Source organism: Streptomyces sp. NPDC022910 (genome assembly GCF_055561075.1).
Genome location: NZ_JBVHHL010000062.1, coordinates 25096 through 46681, shown reverse-complemented (window position 1 = coordinate 46681; position 21586 = coordinate 25096). Strand labels below are relative to the sequence as shown.

Sequence of the window (21586 nt, the reverse complement as noted above, 5' to 3'; positions counted from 1 at the left end):
CACGGACCGGCACCATCCGCCGCCACCTGATCAACATCCCCGCCCGGATCGCCACCGGCGCCCGCCGCCTCACCCTCCACCTACCCCAACGCTGGTGCTGGGCAGACGACTTCACAGACCTTTGGACAGCGACCGGACAGCGCATGGTCACCTGACGCACGCGACCACCCTGGCCGCCCACGACCCGAAAGACCCTTGGAGCCCCGGCACCGGACGGCCACCCGGCAATCGCCGCTGCCCGCATCCCGAAGAAACACCCAGAACCCGCCCGACACCCGTGATCAGAAATCACGCGGTGGATCCAGGCTCAGAGATGAAGAGGCATGTTCGCACCCTCGCGGGTGGGCATGCACGCTCTGGCGCACGCTGCAGGGTTTACCGGATGAAAGGCTTCTGGGCCGGTAGTTGTCGGTACCCGCCCGAGTGCGCAGCGATGGCCATGTATCCGCGAGAGTGACCATGGGTGGTACCTCAGACGGCCTCGTAGATGTAAAAGTCCGCGAAGGAGGTGAGCCTGCCGTCCCCACCGGTGTGAGGGTGGGCATTTTTTAGCCGCTCTTGAAGTCGCCAACCCGGGAAGTGCCTCTCGATGTCGCGCACCACGGGGCGGTGCCGCACATGAGGGGGGACGTATTCATTGACGTCGAGGCTGCTCGAGTCGCTCGTGTAGAGAATGACGAATCGATTAGCTGCCCCAAAAAGGTGTTTGAGGTGCAGAAGATAAACCTCGTCCTCCACCAGGTGATAGATGACGTCGAGCGACAGCGACAGGTCCGACACGAGGAACCGTGCTTCGTCCTTGAAGTTGCGAGGATCGTACCTGAGGAAGCTCTTGGTGGAATCTCCTGAGAACAGCCGCATTGCTTGCCGCAGGCCTGACTGGGAAACGTCGAAGCCGAGGTAACGCGGGTATTCAGCGAGCTGCAGTTGTCGTCCGTCGCCGCAGCCGAACTCGATGACGGAAGACACGCCGTTCTCTTTGACGAATTCGTTCAGGATCTGCGCTTTGAACTGGGCCAACACGCCTTCGGATCCATGGCCGGACGTGCCCCCTTGCGCGTAACGCCGCTCCCAGTATGCCCCTGATCCGGGGAAGCGATATTTGGCGACCAGTCCTAAAACCGTACCGGCTGCTGAGCCCAGGCTGTGCTTCATCGTCTCGACGACGGCCACAGTAGCCCCGATCTGTCGACTTGAAATGGCTTGCGGCCAAGATACTGCGCCCTTCGAAAAATGACCGACTTTCGTCAAAGTGTCATCGGGAAGCCGGCACCCGAACAGGGACGGGGCACTCGGGGCGGAGTACTTTTAGCTGGTGAACGGCGGTCTGGGCGGTCTCGCAAGCCATGGAAAACGTCCATACTTGCTGGCGCCATGGCCGGGCAGGGAGTCATCGCGCACGGCTCAATGGGTAGTTGACTTGTATCAAGCGTATGTGTCCCTGATTCTGTCGGGGAGCTTGACCTCCGGCGCCCACCCCAGAGCAGTGACTCTCGAAATGTCCGGAACCTTGCGACAGGTGCCATCCGGCTGGCTTGGATACCAGCCCGTCACACCTGCGCCTTCCACTGCGGATGCCACCATGTCCGAGAGTTCTTTGATGCTGAGGTCTTTGCCCATACCCACATTGACGGGTGAGTCCGGGTCGTAACGTTCGATGAGGAGCAGACATGCGTACGAGGTCGTCACGGCCTTCCGTGGGAACGGGCCACTGTGAAGAACTACGACCGCACCGAGGCCGCGGCCGCAAGGAGAGCCGGGCGGTGCAGGTGCTGTCCGCCTCTTGCCTGCTCTTCCCGCACGCGAAGCAGACCGCCCGCATCACCGCCACAGCACCGAGCCTGCCACCGGCAAACGGACGCGGGAGACCGTCCATGTGATCATCCTGCCCCGCCGGCAAGCGAAGCCGGAGGCCCTCGCACGCGGCTTCGCGAGCACCGGCACATCGTAAACAAGATCCACCACGTGCGAGCCACCCTCTGGGGAAAGATCGCTTCCGCATCCGAACCGGCCACGTACCAGAGACAATGGCTACTCTGCGCAACGCTGCCCTCAACCGCTTCCGTCACCAAGGAGCTGCGAACATCGCCGCCCCAGTCCGCGATCGACATCCGCGGCTGACCAGCGAAGACGCCGCAGAAATTTGACCTTGCGACAGCCCTGCCAACAGAGCTTCGGTCCTCCTGGTCACCCCTCAACTGACCAGCTCTCGTACAAGACCACGCTGACCTTCCAAAACCTCTGGAAGCACGATCGACGGCCGATCGCCTGAATTCCGGCCGACCCTTTGCGACAGGGTCAAGCGATTCCCCACAGCACTCCTAAAGTAACCAGCCATGACGACCACTCAGGTGAAGCCCTCGATGGGGGAGCTCCAAGAGCGCGAGCACGGAACCGGTCACGACTACGCCAAGGGCTCGCCGCACATTCGCCACCACACCATTCGTGACCGGGTCATCACTGACTTGCACGCCTTGGTGCAGGAGGTCATCGACCGGAACGGACAATGCCGGGTCATCGAACTGGGAGCCGGCCACGGCACGTTCACGGATCATCTCCTTGCCGCCGGCGCTCAGGTCACGGTGACGGAGATGAGCGCGCCAAGTGTCCGCTTTCTCCAAAGCCGTTTCCGCCAGAATCCGAACGTCACCGTGATCCACGATCGGGACGGTACCGCGGCTTGCCAGACGGGTCCCGTGGACGCAGTGGTGTGCATCTCCGTCCTGCATCACATCCCGGACTACCTCGGTACGGTCAAGCAGCTCGTCGAGCACATCGTTCCGGGAGGAGCGTTCTTCAGCACTCAGGACCCCTTGTGGTATCCACGCCGGTCACGGATTTCGATGAACCTGGATCGCCATGCTTACTTCCTATGGCGGCTTGGACAGGGCAAGCTCCGCCGGGGCCTGTCCACCCGACTGCGCCGGATGCGCGGCGTATACGACGAGACCAACGAGGCCGACATGGTCGAGTACCACGTCGTCCGTGACGGTGTGGACGAAGAGGCCCTGCGGGACCTTCTCACTCCTGCCTTCGAAGAGGTGGAGATTCAGCGCTACTGGTCGACGCAGTCCGATCTGCTGCAAGCCGTGGGAGAGCGGTTCTTCCCGCCGACTACCTTCAGGATCACCGCAAGAAATCGTCGATGAAGCGCGACCGAGCGCCGCCTCTACACCACCTACAGCCGTGGAGTGCCCAGCGCCTCAGCAGGCAGGGGCCACCCTTCTTGTGACGAGAGCGGAAGGCGTCAGGACCTTGGACGCTCTATGCTCCGATGGCTCGGCTGCCGTACCACCGCCTGTCTCTACACAAGCCGTCCTGCGGGCAACAGCCTTGGCAGGCCGCCGTCTCTCAGTAATCGACGGTCAACCGGCACCCTCTGTGTAGGTTCCCGCGTGAACCCACACTGGACCCTTTTGCCGACCCAGGCGTGAGACACAATCAAGTGATGCCAAGTACCCCTTGCCTGGCCAGCATGGTCGTCCGGAAGGTCCGCCGCCGACACCACGACAAGAACCGAATCCTTCCGCGCCCGAAGCGCTCTGTGCGAACGAGGGGTATTCGTTGACGACTTTGCGAACTCGCGTCGGTGTCAACCTGACCTCGAACGCGGCACTCACGCTCGCGGGATTCTTCGCTGCACCCCTACTAGCGCGCGGTCTCGGCGTTGGTGGAAGGGGGGAAGTGGCGGCGGCAATCGCCCCCCTTGCGCTCTGCGCGACGGTCTTCAACTTCGGTATGCCTGCCGCGGTTACCTACTTCATGGCGCGTGGGGGATACCGCGCGCGGACTGTGCTGGCGCGGGCCGGATGGGTGATGCTTGCCGCATCGGTATTGGCGATGGGTACGACCTTCGCAGCCCGATCCTGGCTCAGCTCGGGCAATAACGATCTCACCCGGCTAATCTCTCTGTCGTCCGTTGCGATCCTTCCCACGATGCTTGTGTCTCTTCTGCAGGCGGCTGCAGCCGGTCGTGACTTGTGGGGTTACGTCTTGGCGGAGCGCGCAACGTCAGCGGCGCTGCGCGTGATTCTCCTGGCGGTCCTCATGTTCGGAGGCCTCCTCACCCCGACCAACGCGGTGGTAGTCCTGTGCTGGGCACCGGTCCTGGCGGGTACGGTGTATTTGCTCAACTGGAGAGCCTTGGGCGATGTAGCCGTCAATACCGGTGCGCCCCACGAGCTAATGCGATTTGGAGTTCGGGTCTGGGTCGGCTCAGTTTCGGGCCTCCTGCTCTTACGTCTGGACCAGCTCCTTATTGTTCCGCTGGCCAGCACCACTGCACTTGGTAACTACACTGTGGCCGTGTCGCTGAGCGAAGTCGCGCTGATCGTGAACAGCACCTTCCGAGAAGTCATGTTCACCGACGCGACTAGGAAGTTCGACCGGGTGCGGCTCGCCGTGGCATCTCGTATTTCGACTGTTGCCGCTCTTGCCATTGGCGCTGGCTGCGCAGTCGCGAGTTGGATCGCCATTCCAGTCCTCTTTGGCCCCGCGTTCGAGGCCGCGGTCGTGCCGGCCTGGATCCTGATCCTCGCGGTGATCCTTGGGAACCCTGGGTCCCTTGCGGGCGTGGGCTTGACCGCGCTCGGTCAGCCAGGCCTGCGTAGCTGGAGCCTGGCTGTTGGCTGCGCAATCAACTTCGTGGCGCTGACAGTACTCGTCCCTCCGTTCGGCGCAGTGGGGGCAGCCCTTGCGACCCTTGTGGGCAACATGACCGCTGCGAACCTCGCCATCTATTGGCTTAAGACACGACATTCAGTCATGGCGAGAAACTTCTATAGAATCAGTCGAAGCGACTTCGTTGCCTTTTCGGAGACGGCAAGTCGTGCGCTCCGGGGACGATCCGGTTGACATCGCGGCCAGTGTGTCTCCCCACCAATGCTCAGGGGCCGCGACCAGTTCAGAGGGCCTAACGTGTTGGCGACGGCTGGAAAACGGTACTCGATCACTTTCAGTGCTGGAACCACGGAGGATCACCACGACCGCCATCATGAACGGCCTCGCGCGGCGCGGAGGGCCACTTTACGCAGCAGGTCGGAGTGGGCCCGGCCGAACATCTGCCGCTTCAGCATCTTGCTCTTGAGGTCCCGCCGCTGGACTTTGGCGGTTGTTCATCAACTCCGGCGAAGTCGCGGGCCTCGCCGCCGGGACAGCCGCGCTCGCGGAGTTCATCGAAGAGTCGGCGAGCGACGGTCAAGCTCTCGGTCCATTGCTGGTCCATGTAGGGCTTGCAGGGATCGAGGATGCTGGAGCGGCGGGTCCACCGCCTGACAGTAGTTCATCCGCAGTGGCTGCCTGGGCGAGACGGCGACCGTATTGCGGGCCAGACCGAGTCGGCGAGCAATCGGCGGCTGCCCAACGCCCTCGTCGAGCAAGGCGTGGACGGCCGTGTACTGTGCCCGCACTCGGTCCGACAGCCGGCCGGATCGCCTGGGGGATGTAAGGGGAGCGCCGTGTAGGGCAGGGATCTCCACGGCAGAGGCGGAGATCAGACCGGTCCTCTCCGACGCGCGGGCAGGGCGCGGTGCTGGATGACGCCCCTCTCGACGGCCTCGACGAGGTCATTCCAGACATGCCAGCGGACTGCGGTGTGAAACCGCATCCGGGGCGCCGAATTGTCCGGCTTCAGCGTAGGTGGTGGAGCGGTCCCGGTAGATCACCTGAACGCCCGGGTGGTCTGCGAGCGACTGGCCCCCGCTTGCCAGGCGGGCGCCGGTCCGGCCCGGCTGGCATGACTGCCAGGCTCCGCGGCACTGCAGCCCGGCACTTCGTCTTCCGGATCGCGGTCGTGGTGACCCCCGTGGTTCCAGCACTGAAAGTGATCCAGAACCACGATTCAGGCGACGCTGACACTCACGGACCGTTGCTGCCGCAGCCCAGCCTCTCTCCTCGATCGCGTGGGCTGCGATGCGCGGGTCCGGATCGGGGTGGCGAGTGCTAGGCAGAACCAGAGCACAAAGGGCGCCGCGCCTGGGTTGGCGATTGAACTGTAGGACTGGGTTAGAAATACAGCCGCAAGTGCTGCCCACCGAGCGGTGGGGAGCGCATATGCAGCCGAGTCACGAGTCAACAAGAGCAGGAATTGGGCACCGAAGTAGGCAAGAGAGAACACCAGCCCGAGTTCGATCGAATAAATAAGGGTTGGGTTCTCGAGACTGGTCGTGAGCCCGGCGGACCGCGCGAATACAGATGCACTGCCGGGGCCATCCCCGACAAGCCGGATCCCTTGGGCACCATCAAGGAATGAACCAAAAGCCGAGGCTCGCGCTCCCGCCGAACCCTTGTCGTCCGCGAGCCGATCGAGTACATCTCGGTAAGGCTGGAACTTGGATCCGGCCCAGTACCCTGCCAAGCAACCCGAGAGGATGAGGACTCTCGTCAAAAAAGCTGTAGCCCTCTGAACGAGCATTGCCGCACACACCACCGCGACCACAGCGAGCCCTGCGCGCGATTGACTCAGTAGAACACCAGCAGTGAGCAGCGAGCCGAGCGCCGCCTGAACGATCCCCGTCGAAAGTCGCCAGGCCAACGGCAAGGCTGCCGATGCCACGAGCGAGAGGATGAGTGGGTGGTCGAGAGTGCTGGACTGTCGACCGTTCATGGTCGGCCACCACGAGTATCGCTCCGTCATCGCTGCCTCAAACGGAGAGCGGAAGTCAGAGAGGAAGCCCCAGACCGCGATCGCGGACACCGTTGCGGCTCCAAGTACGAACACACGGATCAGCCAAGTCATAGATTCGCCCCTCCAGCGGGCGTACCAAATGAGCCAGGCATAGAGCACCGGCGCTACGACTTGGTTCAGCATGAGTGATAGGCCGTGACCATGCGCGCCTGCGACCACCACGGCGATGCCAAGGGAGACTCCCAGCAATACGGCTGGGAGCCGCAAAGGCGCGACAGCCGCTGCAAGCCCGCGTAAATTCCCGACCCCAACAACCGCGAAGCATCCGACAACCAGGGCCGCGCTTGGGTGAAAGTAGGCACCGTCGTCCAGGCTGGCATCCAGTACGGAGCTCATGAGAGCAGCCGGCGCAAAGAGCCAGCCAAGAGCCGCTAGGGCCAAGACCGGCACGATCGACCGATGCAGGACCACGGCGACCAGAGCCGCCGTGCCCAGCGCTCCGATCAACAGACCCATCATGGCTTCTCCCCGAAGATCCGACGCCGTGCTGCGCGCCACCACCGCGACTGTGCCGCGCGATCGCGCATATGGGCAGCAATGCCATACCGATACCCGCGGCTCCTGGCAATGTCATGGTCCTTGTGCAGGGCCAGCCATTCATGCCACTCCGACGTCCGGTTCTCAAGGCGCATGGCGTTGACTCTGATGGGGCTGCCATGAAGTGCGAGATTCACCGAGAGTTGGTCCCTGCGTGAACCCGACAGGACGTGGGCGAACCAAGTCTGCATCACCTCCTGAAGAGCGTCAGAGTGCCTGCGCATCAGCATTGCAGTCCAATAAGGCCGTTCGTCCAGTACTGAGGGGGCATACCTCTGCATCTGAAACAACTGCTCGTGCACTCGTTCGGGGCGATCAAGGTCGTGGTACAGGACGGCCGCATACTCGTCGCGAACTGTGTTACGGAAGCTATGTACCGGCAGTGCCAGATCCGCATCCGCCAGACCATAGGCGAAGAACTCTGAGGGTGCTCGTCGAAGTTGGATCCGGTTGTCAATCCATAGCGATAGTGCATGCCCCCGAATCGCTGGATGGCCAAGAATCTTGAGTTCACGAGCGCAGCGAGTGGGATCCCACGCGATCCTCTTTCGCACCCTGACGATCTCCCATGTAGAGCTGGTGAGGGATTCGTCGTCCGTGAAGCACACCATTCGCACGTCGGAATCAACCGTGACAGGGCAGTCATTGAGCGGCTCGTAGTTACCGAAGAGCGCCGTATAGACAACCAGATCGTCCAGTCGGCCAGTTCCTTTTGTGACCTGATTCATTGTCCCGCCCCCTTCTCTCCTGTGCGACGGAACGGCCGACGCTGCCGAAGGGCCCCGAGCGTCCGAAGGGCGCGACCCTCCATCTGACTCAACAACTCAATGTCCGGACGATGCGGCGGCACGTCCTCAGACATGAGTGATCGCACGTAGCTATCGCTCACGATCCGCGACCGTTGAATTCTCCTGCGTTCGCCTCGCATCTCCCACATCAAGCGAATGGCGTGCAGGTGGCCTCGCAATGCCGACCGACCTTGTCCTCGCCGGATGGCCCAGGCGGTCAATAGGAGCTGCGCAAGGACAAGTCTCGGGGCTAGGGGCCAGAGGAGAGACGTTGGAACGTTCTTGAAGGCCACGAGCGGCAGGTTCTTCATGGTCTGATATGTGACGAAGCCCTTGATGCGGCTACTCGTCATTCCGACTGCGTGAAAGACATGGGCGGCCGGCACATAACGAGCCGTCCAACCACGAAGCTGCAGGCGGAAGCTCAGGTCAACGTCCTCGAAGTAGGCGAAGAACTGCTCGTCGAAGGGCCCAACGTCGGCGAGAGCCGAACACCGGAAAAGACTGGCGGCTCCGCTCGCGCCAAACACGCGCGTCTCGTGGTCAAACTGCTCGAGATCTAACTGATCACGGCCCCGCGGAATCGCGAGCCCCCACCGGTTGTAGAGATCACCCGTGCTGTCCAGATGCACACCGTCGGCCAGGTAAACCTTCGGTGCAGCAACGCCCGCTGATGCGTCCGCTTCAAGACATTCCACGAGGAGCTCGAGCCAGCGTGGATCAGCCGAGGCATCGTTGTTGAATGGTGCGACATACCTCACCTTGCGCTCGAGCGCCATGCGCAAACCCCGATTGACTCCACCCGCGTAGCCAAGGTTCTCGGCATTGCGAATGAGTTCGACGTCGGGAAACTTCTCGCCAAGGCGCGCGACTGAGTCATCGGTCGACGCGTTGTCCACGACGACAATGTGAGGGCGCAACGTCTGCGCACGCAATGACCGTACGGCCTCCAGGAGCTCATCCCCGCCATTTAGGTTCGGGATCACAACGACGACATCGATCACTCTCGGCCTCTTCCAGAGTCTGAAGCGCGTCCACAAACCGAGTCATCAACAGTCGAACTCAGCTCAATGCGAGCAAGAGCAATCGGGTCATAGGTGCGCTGGAGCTGCGTGTCATTCTCACCCTGCTCGACATTGGTCAGCCCCAACGCTCCCGCCTGGGTGCCTGGGATAACTCGCTCGCCCAACGGGCGGGATCCGACTTGGCGCGTCCGGAAGCCTTCTTTCACTGAAATCCAGTGGAGCCAAAGGTCGTCGGCGCGAGGAGCGGTCTCGAGGAAGCCTTGACCGTATCGGAAGATCGCACTCTGGAGGGGGCGGGGGTAGAGCGTGCCGCCGACCCCCGTGGCGACGTTCCGATAGCTTGCGCGGTCCGAACTACAAAGGTGCCAACTCGAGTAGGGCTTGGGAACTCCGTGGGCAATCGCGAAAGTGCGGGCCCGATGGCATACGACTGTGCCTGGCTCCGATTCACTCACGGCAACGAGTTTGCTCAGCCAGTGGCGGGGGTAGAAGACGTCGTCATCGGCCGTGACAAGTGGTAATTGCGCAGAATGGGTAACGGCTGGGCTATGGGACTGAGCCAGGTACGGCCAGTACTTCTTGTGCGGGCCCAAGTCTGAACAGTAGAGGATTTCGAGGCCACGCCTTTCGAGTCGCCGCAGAGCTGGCGTGATCGACTCACCATCCGCCAACCACAGAATGAGACGGCGCGGGCGGACCGACCCAAGCGCGATGCTCTCGATTGCGACTGAGGCATAGCGCAGACGATCACCATAGCTGGTGAGGGAAACAACAGCGTCTGCATCGCCGACGACGCGGCGCCAACTGCATCGGTTCCAAGCCGACAGCAGCCCGCGAAGAGCCAGGAGAAGGTAGTAGCCAATGCGTTCCCCGGGCCCGGGGCGACGGGGAGGCGTCACGGCTTGCGCTCCTTGTCACTGATGGGAGCCGTCGCCCGCCAAATAGCGCCCGCAAAGAGGCGAAACCGTCTGGATTCGGCACGCCAATTGACGGGACTGATTGGTTTCTGAGCAGCCCGGAGACCAAGCATCACCGATCTGCTCAGCATGCCCAGGGACGCAATCAGTCGCCACAACCACGCACGGAATCGCCCAGGCCGATACCTGATGCAGTAGAGGTCGTACAGGTTCAGCAACCACGCAGCATTGGCAACAGGTCGATCGCCCTCGACGCTTCCGCCGATCGAATGACTGGCCTGCGCGTCATCGACCAACCAAACAGCGTGTCCAGCATCGCGTGCCCTGAGGCACAGGTCGACATCCTCCCCGTACATGAACCAGCGCTCATTGAGCCCACCCATCTCGTGTAGGACCGACGTTCTCACCACCATGCACGCCCCCGAAACCCATGCGACGGCACGGGAGCCCCGATACGTGGAGGTACGGAGGTACAGGCCCTCCAGGAATGGAAGCCACTTGGAAAGGACCGATAGCCCCGAGTAGTGAAAGAAGAGCCTAAGGATCGATGGCTCGGCACCCGCTTCCATGACGCGAAGCCGCGCGGACGGATGGATCAACCTGGGGGCGATGATAGCTACGTCTTCATGGTCGTCCATCCACTCGATGCACTCTCGAACAGCCTCTGGGGAGATCACAGCGTCGGGGTTGAGTAGAACGGCGTACTCGGTCCGCACCCGTGATGCTGCGCGATTGACTGCGCGTGCGAATCCGTCGTTTCGATCGTTCGTGATTACTTTCACAGACGGGAACCTGCGCTGGATGACGTCAGGTGTGCCATCAGCGCTGGCATTATCGACAACGAGCTTCACAATATCGGGACTATCGGCGATGGGCTCCAACATGCGCGAGATGACGCCTGCGCTGTTGTAGGTAACCGTCACAACCGTTGCACGCGACAAAGCTGCCTCGGTCTGCATCACTCTGTTGGCCCTTCCGGTTCCTTGGCAAGCAGACTCATCGTCGGTCGGGAGTAGGCCATCCGCCTGAAGCCGCAGCGCTTGAGGCGCGTGAACCATTCTGGATTAATAGCGAAGATCAAATCGCGAATGAAGCCCATCCGCCCCGCCAGCCTGGGTTGGCAGCTAATGTGTGACATGCATACAACCCCTCGAGCCGCCGTCATGTGGCGCCGCTTGCCGACCGTCCCCCTGGACGATTGAGGCGATGTTCCTCGAGTACTGCTCCACGCCATTGCGTTTGAGCGCCTCGCGACGGGCTCGGCCAGTCATTTGGCAGGTTCCCTCCCAGTCATTCACCAAGCGCTCGACCACACCAGCCATTGCAGAGGCGTCTCCGATGGGGACAAGCACGCCCGTGCATCCCGAATCGATCGACTCCAGATGTCCATCTGCCAGGCTCGCGACAACTGGGCGCAGCGACAGTTGTGCCTCGACCACGGAATTGCCGAAAGGTTCGACATGGGAGGGCGCCAGCAATACATCAATGGAGTCCAGCGCCGGCCAGATTGGGTGCGCATAGCCGTGAAAGAAGACCCTGCCTCCCAGGTCCTGCTCGCTTGCTCGTTCCCGAAGCTGGGCCTCGTACCACTCGTATCCGGGGAATACTGATCCGAACAGGTGCAACTCCACATCCCACCCGCGCCCCGCCAGTTGACTGACGACTTCGAGAGCGTCGTGGGTTCCCTTGCGAGGGGAGAGTCGTGACAACATCCCCAGACGCACGGGTTCATGCAGCCTGGGCGCGAGAGGAGGGTCAACTCGATCCCGAACACCGTTGCGAACGATGATCGAGCGCGCACGCAGCCACTTCAGCGTTGATGTCGCCGTCATGAGAGCAGCTTCGCTAATCATGATCAGTCGGTTTGCCAAGAGCAGGGGTGCGTACATGGCAATCCGGAGGAGGCGTCGTTCTTGGCGTTCCGCCTCGTGGACATGGCAGACGGCTTCAGCACCGGCGACTCGGGCGGCCAAGAGCCACCAGGGAATCGTGATGGTGTTGACGTAGACCACGTCTGCGGCGGCCGCACGAACGCAGGCGCGGAGCCTTGGCAAGCAAAGCAGGACCGCGGCTGCCAACCGAACCAGACCAGGGAGGTTGAGATAGGCGCGACGTAGCACCGGGAACTCAATGAACTCCGGCTCTACACCCGATTCCCGAAGGAGATCCACAAGAGGGCCGCGTGCGGGAAGGACGATGCGAACTGTGTGCCCATGGGCCATCAACGCCTTTACAGACTCCAGTAATTGGAGGTCCGACCCGTACACGTCGGCGCCTGGGTTGACCAGGAGGACTGATCGACGACTCATCAGGGTTCCCTGTCTTCCTGGATACGCGAGCGTACAACCCGAGCCGGAACGCCCGCGACGACAGACCACTGCGGAATATCGGAAGTGACAACACTCCCCGCGGCGACGACACTGCCCCTTCCGATCCTCACGCCGCTCGTGACGATGACCCCGCAGCCCAGCCAGCAATCATCTTCGATGACCGTCCGTCCGCGGGATACTCCTTGAGACTTGATCGTTTCGGTCAGGGAATCGAATACGTGATTCTCTGAGAAGATTCGTACGTCAGGACCGAGCATGACGTCGCTACCAATTTCGATCTGACCCGAGCAGCCAATGAACCCACGTGCTCCGATGCTAGATCTGTCACCGACGGTCAGACCCCAACCGACCTCTCCACCGTAGTAGCTGCTTGGCCGAATAAGCGTAGAGCGCCCGATGGATACGTCGGCGCCGAACGTCAGGCCATTCTTGGAGAGGCCATGGGCCTCTGCGAAGTCTTCAATCACAAGACGGCCGAGTGCGCGAACGTAGGAAGCATTCTTGACTCTGGCCCCGCGGCCCACGAAGACGGAACCCCGCGCTTCCCGGAACATCGCCGCATATGCGGCGCCCCTGACTCGCATGAGAGCAGCACGCGCTAGGGTCGTGGACGTGGCCTGGACGTTTGCCCCTGCGTCAAGGCCCTCGAATCGCGTAAATGTCCCCATTGCCCTGCTGTCGGATCGTCGCAAGATCGAGCGAGCCGGAATCAACGGCCCGCACCCGCGTCGAGGCGCGCCTCGGGCGCCGGCAACGTAAGGGTGGACCGGCCAACCCGTCCTGCGATCTCCAGCAGCATCTGCTCATAACAGTCCGTCACGTCGTCCCAGCGGTAGGCACCCGCGACGTGGTCCTGGCCGGCCTTGCCGCGGAGCAGCGCACCCTCGACGTCTGCGTCGTCCGCCCGGACAGCGCCGGCGACTTCCTCTGGTGTACCGAAGAACCGGGCGTGGCCCGCGGTGACTTCGCGGTTGAAGTTCACGTCGAAGGTCGAGACCGGGGCGGCGCAGCCGAGCGCGCGGAGCAGCGACGGGTTGGTGCCGCCGACCGAGTGGCCGTGCAGGTAGCTGCGACAGTTTCCGTAGAGCTGGTTCAGCAGCCGCTGGTCCCACACCGCGCCGATGAACCGGGTGTCCGACTGGCCGGCGAGCCGCTTCACACGGTCGATGTACTCGTCGCCGTACGGGGTGCCGCCCACCACGACGAGCGGAACGTCCGAGCCGGAGTGGGCGTAGCCCTCCACGATCATGTGGACGTGGTTCTCGGGCTCCATGCGGGCCACCACCAAGTGGTACCCACCGGTCTCGAGGCCGTGCTGCTTCAGCAGGTCCGACTCGGGGTGGAGGACCGGAGCGCCGTACACAATGACGTAGGAGTGTCGGCGGTAGTTGTCCCACAGGTGGTCGGCGATGCCCTGGGCGTCGGCGATCAGCGCCAGTCCCTCGGTGGCGGCCTTCCTCTCGGCCCACCTGTAGTACTTTGCGCCCGCGCCGGCCCACTTCTGGCGCTTCCACTCGATGCCGTCCATGTGGACCGCGGTCGGGATGCCCGCCTTGCGCATGCGGGCGAGGAACGGCGCGTTGGCCGCGTTGAACACCACGGCGGCATCCGGCCGGTTCTTCGGCCTGGTCGCGTGGCGCACCGACAGCGCGGTGTGGCTCAGTGTCTCCAGGGACCGCTTGCGCAGCGCAGGCATGTTGACGAGCTCCATGCCGAGGTACTCGGTCATCGTCTGGCCCTCGTTGCGGCAGTAGACGGTCACTCGGTGACCACGCGCAACGAGGCGTTTGCCGACCTCCTCGACCGCGGTCTCGAAACCGCCGTACTGCGCCGGAACGCCTCGCGTCCCGAACATGGCGATGTGCATCCAGTTCCCCGAATTCGCGTGAGGGTGTGGAGTTCCGGACCATGGCCCGGTTGTCGAGGTACCAGAGGTCCAGACGGACCGCCTCGTCGAACGGAAGTTCACTACGCCCCGACACCTGCCGGATCCCGGTGATGCCCGGGCGGATGAGCAAGCGGCGGAGCGTCTGCTGCGGTTGCTCCGCGACTTCCGCCCGAGCGGCGCGGACGAGTTGCGGTACTCCTCGGTCCCCTGACCGATGACGCTGTGGGCCCCGAGTCCGGAACACGATGGGGAGATCGGACCCACGACCTGCTCGAGCATGGGTATCCCGGTCTTTCCTTTATCTAAGGTGACTTATATTGCTCTTTGCTCACATGTAGCGTTTTGACGATCTCACCAACGTGACTCCGGTCACAACCCGGCGCGCGCGGCCTCTTCGCCGCAGACAGGTGAAGTGGCTCATCGATCTCGGCGGCACAGCCTGCCCAGGGGCCGGGCGGCCGGTGCCGGGCGGGGTTGCGACCTGCGGTCGTCAGTAGGCGCCGTTGCCCTCGACGACGGCGCGCAGCGTCCGGCACAGGACGCCGAAGTCGACGGAGGGCGACCAGTTGTCCACGTACCGCAGGTCCAGGGCGATCGTCTCGTCCCAGGAGAGGTCGGATCGGCCGCTGACCTGCCACAGGCCGGTGAGGCCGGGCTTGACGGCCAGTCTGCGCAGTTCCACTTCGTCGTAGCCGGCGACCTCGTCGGGCAAGGGTGGCCGCGGGCCGACCAGCGACATATGCCCCCCCAGGACGTTGAACAGCTGGGGCAGTTCGTCCAGCGAGTAGCGGCGCAGCACCCGGCCGACGCGGGTGATCCGGGGATCGCGGCGGATCTTGAACATCCGGCCGTCCTGCTCGTTGGTCAAGGCCAGTTGGCGCCTCCGCTGCTCCGCGTCCGCGACCATGGTGCGGAACTTCGCCATGGTGAAGGGCCTTCCGTCACGACCGACGCGCGTTTGCCGATAGACGACGGGGCCCGGGGAGTCCAGCCGCACGGCGAGGGCCACGGCCACGAACACCGGGGCGAGCAGCACGATCAGCAGCGCCGAGCCCAGCCGGTCCGTCACCGCCTTCAGAAGCGCCGCGAGCCCCCGCCTCAGGGGTGGCGCCACGTTCAGCATCGTCAGCCCGGCCACGGAGAAGACCCCCACCCGGCGGCCTGACACCTCTGTCAGCCCCGGCACGACGACGAGCCGGCACCTCTCGGCGTGCAATGCCCACGACAGCCGCCGCAGGCGCGTTCCGGCCATGTGCGGCCCCGGCACGACGAGGACCACGTCCACGCCGAGTCGACGCGCCGCCTCCAGCACCGGGGCGGAGTCGGCCGACATGCGCGGCGGTGCCTGCCGGCCGAGGCGGGCCGGGATCGGGGCCAGTACATGCGGATCCTCGTCGCCGATGGGGCACACACCGACGATGACGAACTCGTGGTCGGTCCGTTTCGCAAGGTGGCTCACCAGGCCGTCGACGGCGTTCGGCTCCCCGATCACCAAGGCTCGACGGACCGCCCGGCCGTTGCGGCGTCGGCCGACCAGATGACGGTTGAGCAGCGTGTGCACGACGGCGCTCGCCGGGGCGCAGGGCACCAAGGCGGTGAGCGCCAGGTGGAAGGGGGACTCCTCGCCCGTCGCCGCCCGCACCACCGCGAGCAGCCCGACCAGTACCAGCCAGTCCTGCAGCGCCGGGACAACGTTGTCGCGCTCACCGAGATGACGTGCGGCGTAGCGGTCCCGTCCGCCGCGTACCAGCAGCCATGCCGCGGCCGCCACCGCCGCGTATGCCGAGGCATGCGTGCCGTCGACCAACGCGAAGGCCAGGTAGACCGGCACGGCGGCTGCCGCCGCATCGCCGAGCACGGCGGCCGGCGCGTACCAGAAGGGCTTGCCGGTGCGGCGCCCGGCCGGTGGCTGCTCCCGGATGGCCTGTGTCTGCGTCGGTACTGCCACTGGTGCCTGGGGCATGGTCTCCCCGAACAGCCACATTAGCCCTCCAAGCGGGATAAAAAGGGACTAATTGAGTGTGTATGGCTGCCCATGGGGGAGAGCGGCGCGACGCTGGGTGACGGGGAACTGCCACCCGATGAGCGGAGTGCCATGCTCACCGCATATGCGGTCGGCTGCGGGTCGGGAGACCCGATGACGGGGGTATGGACGAGGGGCCGGAGTCGCGGAACGCGACTCCGGCCCCTCGTCCGAGGCTGCCTGCGAATGCCGGTTACTTCACGGGCTCCGGCTCCGGCGCGCTCTCCGTCTCCGCCTCGCCCGCGGGGTCCACCGGCGTCCTGACGGAGTCGAGCAGCAGCTGGGCGACGTCCACGACCTGGATGGACTCCTTCGCCGTCCCCTCGTTCTTCTTGCCGTTCACCGAGTCGGTGAGCATGACCAGGCAGAACGGGCAGGCCGTCGACACGATGTCCGGGTTGAGGGAGAGGGCCTCGTCGACGCGTTCGTTGTTGATGCGCTTGCCGATCCGTTCCTCCATCCACATCCGCGCGCCACCGGCGCCGCAGCAGAAGCCGCGCTCCTTGTGGCGGTGCATCTCCTCGTTGCGCAGGCCCGGGACCTTGCCGATGATCTCGCGTGGCGGCGTGTAGATCTTGTTGTGGCGGCCCAGATAGCACGGGTCGTGGTACGTGATGATGCCTTCGACCGGCGTGACGGGGATGAGTTTGCCCTCGTCGACGAGGTGCTGCAGCAGCTGGGTGTGGTGGATGACCTCGTAGTCACCGCCGAGCTGCGGGTACTCGTTGCCGATCGTGTTGAGGCAGTGCGGGCAGGTGGCGACGATCTTCTTCGCCGACCTCGGCTTCTTCGACTCCGGGGTGACCTTGCCGTCGTCGTCCAGCTCCTCGCCGAAGGCCATGTTCAGCGCCATGACGTTCTCCATGCCGAGCTCCTGGAACAGGGGCTCGTTGCCCAGACGACGGGCGGAGTCACCGGTGCACTTCTCGTCGCCGCCCATGATCGCGAATTTGACGCCCGCGATGTGCAGCAGCTCGGCGAAGGCCTTCGTGGTCTTCTTGGCGCGGTCCTCGAGGGCGCCGGCGCAGCCGACCCAGTACAGGTACTCGACCTCGGTGAGGTCCTCGATGTCCTGGCCGACGACCGGGATCTCGAAGTCGACCTCCTTGGTCCACTCCAGGCGCTGCTTCTTGGCCAGGCCCCAGGGGTTGCCCTTCTTCTCCAGGTTCTTGAGCATCGTGCCCGCCTCGGACGGGAACGCGGACTCGATCATCACCTGGTAGCGGCGCATGTCGACGATGTGGTCGACGTGCTCGATGTCCACCGGGCACTGCTCGACGCAGGCGCCGCAAGTGGTGCAGGACCACAGGACGTCCGGGTCGATGACGCCATTGTCCTCGACGGTGCCGATCAGCGGACGCTCGGCCTCCGCGAGTGCCGTCGCGGGGACGTCCTTGAGCTGCTCGGCAGACGCCTTCTCCTCGCCCTCCATCGTCTTGCCGCCGCCGGCCAGCAGGTATGGGGCCTTGGCGTGGGCGTGGTCCCGCAGCGACATGATCAGCAGCTTGGGGGAGAGCGGCTTGCCCGTGTTCCAGGCGGGGCACTGCGACTGGCAGCGTCCGCACTCGGTGCAGGTGGAGAAGTCCAGCAGGCCCTTCCAGGAGAACTGCTCGACCTGGGAGACGCCGAAGACGTCGTCCTCGCCCGGGTCGGTGAAGTCGATCGGCTTGCCGCCGCTCGTCATCGGCTGCAGCGCGCCCAGAGCCGTACCGCCGTCGGACTCGCGCTTGAACCAGATGTTCGGGAAGGCGAGGAAGCGGTGCCAGGCCACACCCATGTCCGTCTTCAACGAGACGGTGATCATCCAGATGAAGGACGTCGCGATCTTGATCATCGCGACCAGGTAGACCAGGTTCTGCAGCGTGCCCAGGCTCAGGCCCTTGAAGGCCGCGACCAGCGGGTACGAGATCAGGTACGACGCCTCGTAGCCCTCGACGTGGTGCAGGGCGCCCTCCAGGCCGCGCAGCGTGAGGATCGCGAGGCCGATGATGAGGATGACGGCCTCGACGAAGTAGGCCTGGCCGATGTTGGAGCCCGCGAAGCGGGACTTGCGGCCCGGGCGGCCCGGCCGGGACAGCTGGCGGATCACGATCAGCGTGAGGATGCCCAGCGTCGTGAGCACGCCGACGAGTTCGGTGAAGACCTCGTACGGCGGCCAGTCGCCGATGACGGGGATGTACCAGTCGGCCTGGAAGAGCTGACCGAAGGCGTTGACCAGGGTCAGGACCAGGGTGAAGAAGCCCACCGCCACGAACCAGTGCGCGACGCCGACGATGCCCCAGCGGTTCATACGGGTGTGGCCGAGGAACTCCTTGACCACGGTGACGGTGCGCTGTTTGGGGTCGTTGGTGCGAGTGCCGGCGGGTACATTCTGTCCGAGCCGCACGAAGCGGTAGATCTGGCCGATGGCTCGGGCGAACAACGCCACGCCGACCACGGCCAGGACCAGCGACACGATGATCGCGGCGAGTTGCATTGGGGCTCCTCGGGCCTGCGAGGGGGTCTCCTCCGGTGTACTTCCTGTGTACTCCGGAAGAGAGATTACTAAGCGGTAACTTATGCAGTCCGTCTGAGACTACCCACTTTTTCCGTCGCACTGTAGTGGCGCAAGCGGTGATCTGCGTCGCTGTGGCAGCCCGCGGAGCTCTCCCCTCCGGTTCGGCCTCCGGACCCTCCTCGCCCACTCAGCCTCGGGAGCCGTTCGCCCGGCCGGCCGGGACGAACTCGACCCGGAACATCTTCGGCCAGAACTTTCCGGTGATCAGGAACTGGTCCTTTCCGGGGACGGTCGCGATGCCGTTCAGCACTGCCCCCGGCCCGAACTCGTCATCGCGCAACAGGCCCGAGGCGTCCACCGTCGCCGTCACCGCACCGGTGGCGGGATCGATGCGCAGGATCCGGTCGGTGAAGAGCACATTGGCGTACACCGCGCCGCCCACGCACTCCAACTCGTTCAGCTGCGTCACGGGCCGGGTCCCTTCGGTCACGGTGACCTGGCCCGTCCTCGCGAGCGTACGGGGGTCGCGGAAGGTCAGCCGCGACGAGCCGTCGCTGGTCACCAGCCGGTGCCGGGCCCGCTGGAGGCAGACGCCCCAGCCCTCGTCCGGGTACGGGACGCGGCGCAGCTCGGCGAGCGTACGGGCGTCGCGCTCGATGGCGACCCGGTTCCGCCAGGTGAGCTGCCACAGGGTCCGGCCGAGCACGGTGATGCCCTCACCGAACAACGGCGTGTGGAGGGCCTTGCGTGCCCTGGGTTTCCCGCCCGGGGGCCCGGCCCGCAGCGAGGACCGGCCGGAGATGCCGGTGCTTTCGTAGAGCGTGCCGCCGGCCATCTCGAGGCCCTGGGTGTACGCCCTCCGGTCGTGCGGAAGGATCTCGAGGACCTTGACCCGCAAGTGCTCGATCCGGTGGGTGGTGGACTGCCGCCCACTCGCGGACCCGGCGGTGGCTCTACCGGCAGGATCGTCCGTGAAGTGGTCTGTTCCTGTGCACGACGCGAGCAGCAGCCCACCCGTGAGTACGGCCGCCGCCGCGCGGAGCACGCGCTCAGGCACGGCAGTCACCCCCCGGCTTCAGCGTGGCCCGCAGCGGCGTGACCAGGGACTGTCGCAGCAGGGCGGGGACGCCGTCCGCATGTGGCTCCCGCAGGTGCAGCACAAGCGTGTGGCGGGATCCGGCGGGCAGCTCCACGAACAGGGTGAAGACGGAGTGGCCTCGCTCGACGTCGGACGCGAACGACGCCTGGCGCCCGTCCAGCGTGGCCCCGGTGAGGGTGGCTCCGACCCCTGCGTAGTAGGACACTTGCAGCCGGTTGTCACCGGGGCGGGTCCGGTAGGGCGGAGCATCGACCCGCTGCGTGACGTACTGGGGCAGTCCGGATGCCGGGGCCCGGTTGGCCAGCGTCACGGTCACCGTGACCGGGCGGTCGCCGCCGGGGCAGCCCTCGGCCTTCCAGACCAGGCTGCGATCCAGGTAGTAGTCCAGCTTGGTGCCGGCCGCATTGTTCACCACCAGCCCTGCGAAGGGACCGGGGGTGGCCGGGAGGGTGCCCGATACGGGGTGCGACTCGAGGAGTTGTTGTTCCGCTCCGTGGGCGCTCCATGCCTTCAGTCGGCCGTCCCGTTGGGCGTCGTACACGGCGAGGAGCAGCGCGGGGAGGCTGTGGACGTCGTTGGCCGCGGCCATCAGCCGCCCGGCGGCGGCGCGGGCCGCGTCGACGAAGAACGCCTTGCGCCGGGTGGTGTCGTCGTAGACCGCGTAGCTGGCCCTTTCGGTGAGGTCCACGACGTTGTCGGCCGTGAGCTTGGTGCCGTCGGGCATGCTCGCCGGGCCGGTGACGCGCAGGAGAAGGCTCAAGGTGACGGGGTCGACGGCGAGAACGCCGTCCACGCGCGCGCCGGTGTGCTGACGCCAGGCCGCGGCCCAGATGCGGGCCGCGTAGGGGAAGTGCGGGCTCAGGTTGGAGTTGGGCCACATGCTGGTGGGGCGGTACCGCAGGTAGCGGGCCGGGAAGTCGGGTCCCAGAGAGATGTTCGCCTTCGCGTCGGTCATCTCGGTGTTGTTGCCGAACCGCTCGAAGGACAGGTGGCCCCGGTCGGCCCGCAGTACGGCGAAGGCCCCGGGCACGCCCCCGGTGCCGCGTGCCTCGGCGATGTTCTGGAAAGCGAGGAAGTAACGTCGTTGCCCCTGTGCGCCGAGCATCGACGGCAGGACGCGGGCCGCCAGGGAGACGTCGTTCATCGCAGGGGCGAGGCGGTCCAGTTGCCGCTCGAGTCCGGCTCGGGCCCGGTCGGCCGTCGGCAGCCAGGTGGACCGCGGAAGCCCGTGCACGTCGGCCTGCACCTCGGCCGCGACACGTGCGGCTCGGACGACTTCCGGCGCGTGCGTCTGCAGTGCCATGAGGGCTTCGGACATTCCGTCGCCGGCGCTGTCCGGCCTGGGCGCCGGCAGAGCGCGCGCCAGCGGGTACAGCACCTCGCCGGCCAGTCGGTCCGCTGCGTACGCGGCACCGCGCACCGTTCGGAACGGCTCTCCCAAGACAGGCAGCAGGGCGGCGGAGTACCACGCCGGGCCGGTGGTGAGGCGATACGCCCGAGCGGCATGGGTGGCCGCGGAACGCACACTCTGTTCACGGTCCCGGGCGGACGTGGGCTGCGCACCGGAGCCGGACGCGGGCGCCACCGAGTGTCGCAGTGCGTCGAGGTCCCGCTGGGCAGCGAGCATTTCCCAGCGGGCGAACAGTCCGGTGACACCGATCCAGACGGCGCCGGCCAGCGCGACCAGTGCGATGGCCACCAGGGCGCTTCTGAGGACGCGACGGCGGCCCCCTGCCCGGTCGCGGGAGCGGCCGGACCGGGGCATCCGGACGGCGTCCCGACCGTGGTCGGGACGCC

Annotated in this window: 14 protein-coding genes and 2 pseudogenes; 3 read left to right on the top strand and 13 right to left on the bottom strand. The window is 65.0% G+C overall.

Annotated features, from left to right (window positions below):
* Positions 1–155, top strand: a pseudogene (locus ACZ3TS_RS35820) (IS1380 family transposase); the annotation flags it as partial.
* Positions 156–471: 316 nt separating this feature from the next.
* On the opposite strand, the gene ACZ3TS_RS35815 reads toward ACZ3TS_RS35820, so the two are convergent.
* Positions 472–1173, bottom strand: coding sequence for a methyltransferase domain-containing protein (locus ACZ3TS_RS35815; protein ID WP_467626026.1), 702 nt, complete (start codon positions 1171–1173; stop codon positions 472–474).
* A gap of 1163 nt (positions 1174–2336) precedes the next feature.
* Between ACZ3TS_RS35815 and ACZ3TS_RS35810 the strand changes: the two genes are divergently transcribed.
* Together ACZ3TS_RS35810 and ACZ3TS_RS35805 are read left to right on the top strand one after the other, a co-directional pair.
* Positions 2337–3149, top strand: coding sequence for a class I SAM-dependent methyltransferase (locus ACZ3TS_RS35810; RefSeq protein ID WP_467626025.1), 813 nt, complete (start codon positions 2337–2339; stop codon positions 3147–3149).
* Between the two features lie 313 nt (positions 3150–3462).
* Entirely contained in the window at positions 3463–4854 is a 1392-nt protein-coding gene (locus tag ACZ3TS_RS35805) for an oligosaccharide flippase family protein (protein WP_467626024.1), read from the top strand.
* Positions 4855–5839: 985 nt separating this feature from the next.
* Here ACZ3TS_RS35805 and ACZ3TS_RS35800 read toward each other — a convergent pair.
* The 12 genes and pseudogenes from ACZ3TS_RS35800 to ACZ3TS_RS35745 form a co-directional block, all read right to left on the bottom strand.
* Positions 5840–7183: a hypothetical protein gene (locus ACZ3TS_RS35800; RefSeq protein WP_467626023.1), complete on the bottom strand. Its 1344-nt coding sequence runs from the start codon at positions 7181–7183 to the stop codon at positions 5840–5842.
* Positions 7141–7950 carry a glycosyltransferase domain-containing protein gene (locus ACZ3TS_RS35795; RefSeq protein ID WP_467626021.1) on the bottom strand — a complete coding sequence of 270 codons (810 nt, stop codon included), beginning with the start codon at positions 7948–7950 and terminating at the stop codon, positions 7141–7143. The genes ACZ3TS_RS35800 and ACZ3TS_RS35795 overlap by 43 nt, the downstream gene beginning before the upstream one ends.
* A complete protein-coding gene (locus tag ACZ3TS_RS35790) occupies positions 7947–9014 on the bottom strand; it encodes a glycosyltransferase family 2 protein (protein ID WP_467626020.1) in 1068 nt (355 codons plus the stop codon). Before ACZ3TS_RS35790 ends, ACZ3TS_RS35795 begins: the two co-directional genes overlap by 4 nt.
* A gap of 916 nt (positions 9015–9930) precedes the next feature.
* Positions 9931–10911: a glycosyltransferase family 2 protein gene (locus tag ACZ3TS_RS35785; RefSeq protein WP_467626029.1), complete on the bottom strand. Its 981-nt coding sequence runs from the start codon at positions 10909–10911 to the stop codon at positions 9931–9933.
* Between the two features lie 165 nt (positions 10912–11076).
* Entirely contained in the window at positions 11077–12261 is a 1185-nt protein-coding gene (locus ACZ3TS_RS35780; protein WP_467626019.1) for a glycosyltransferase family 4 protein, read from the bottom strand.
* Positions 12261–12539 (bottom strand): acyltransferase, encoded by a 279-nt coding sequence (locus ACZ3TS_RS35775; RefSeq protein ID WP_467626027.1) that lies wholly within the window; start codon positions 12537–12539, stop codon positions 12261–12263. The genes ACZ3TS_RS35780 and ACZ3TS_RS35775 overlap by 1 nt, the downstream gene beginning before the upstream one ends.
* A 452-nt stretch (positions 12540–12991) precedes the next feature.
* The gene (locus tag ACZ3TS_RS35770) at positions 12992–14137 is read right to left on the bottom strand and encodes a DUF1972 domain-containing protein (RefSeq protein ID WP_467626018.1); all 1146 of its coding nucleotides are present in this window, start codon (positions 14135–14137) and stop codon (positions 12992–12994) included.
* Between the two features lie 61 nt (positions 14138–14198).
* Positions 14199–14414, bottom strand: a pseudogene (locus ACZ3TS_RS35765) (sugar transferase); the annotation flags it as partial.
* 246 nt (positions 14415–14660) lie between these two features.
* Complete coding sequence (locus ACZ3TS_RS35760; protein ID WP_467626017.1) at positions 14661–16133, bottom strand: sugar transferase; 1473 nt, start codon at positions 16131–16133, stop codon at positions 14661–14663.
* A 253-nt stretch (positions 16134–16386) separates the two neighbouring features.
* Positions 16387–18669 (bottom strand): (Fe-S)-binding protein, encoded by a 2283-nt coding sequence (locus ACZ3TS_RS35755; protein ID WP_467626015.1) that lies wholly within the window; start codon positions 18667–18669, stop codon positions 16387–16389.
* 208 nt (positions 18670–18877) lie between these two features.
* A complete protein-coding gene (locus tag ACZ3TS_RS35750) occupies positions 18878–19747 on the bottom strand; it encodes a glutaminyl-peptide cyclotransferase (RefSeq protein WP_467626014.1) in 870 nt (289 codons plus the stop codon).
* Positions 19740–21488, bottom strand: a complete 1749-nt coding sequence (locus ACZ3TS_RS35745; protein ID WP_467626013.1) for a DUF4012 domain-containing protein — start codon at positions 21486–21488, stop codon at positions 19740–19742. The genes ACZ3TS_RS35750 and ACZ3TS_RS35745 overlap by 8 nt, the downstream gene beginning before the upstream one ends.
* Positions 21489–21586 lie beyond the last annotated feature (98 nt).

What these genes read in the sequence shown, in the direction of transcription:
- ACZ3TS_RS35755 (WP_467626015.1), bottom strand. Translation starts at nt 18,669, where the DNA reads ATGCAACTCGCCGCGATCATCGTGTCGCTGGTCCTGGCCGTGGTCGGC.
- ACZ3TS_RS35775 (WP_467626027.1), bottom strand. Translation starts at nt 12,539, where the DNA reads ATGCTCGGTCCTGACGTACGAATCTTCTCAGAGAATCACGTATTCGAT.
- ACZ3TS_RS35770 (WP_467626018.1), bottom strand. Translation starts at nt 14,137, where the DNA reads ATGTTCGGGACGCGAGGCGTTCCGGCGCAGTACGGCGGTTTCGAGACC.
- ACZ3TS_RS35795 (WP_467626021.1), bottom strand. Translation starts at nt 7,950, where the DNA reads ATGAATCAGGTCACAAAAGGAACTGGCCGACTGGACGATCTGGTTGTC.
- ACZ3TS_RS35760 (WP_467626017.1), bottom strand. Translation starts at nt 16,133, where the DNA reads ATGCCCCAGGCACCAGTGGCAGTACCGACGCAGACACAGGCCATCCGG.
- ACZ3TS_RS35785 (WP_467626029.1), bottom strand. Translation starts at nt 10,911, where the DNA reads ATGCAGACCGAGGCAGCTTTGTCGCGTGCAACGGTTGTGACGGTTACC.
- ACZ3TS_RS35780 (WP_467626019.1), bottom strand. Translation starts at nt 12,261, where the DNA reads ATGAGTCGTCGATCAGTCCTCCTGGTCAACCCAGGCGCCGACGTGTAC.
- ACZ3TS_RS35810 (WP_467626025.1), top strand. Translation starts at nt 2,337, where the DNA reads ATGACGACCACTCAGGTGAAGCCCTCGATGGGGGAGCTCCAAGAGCGC.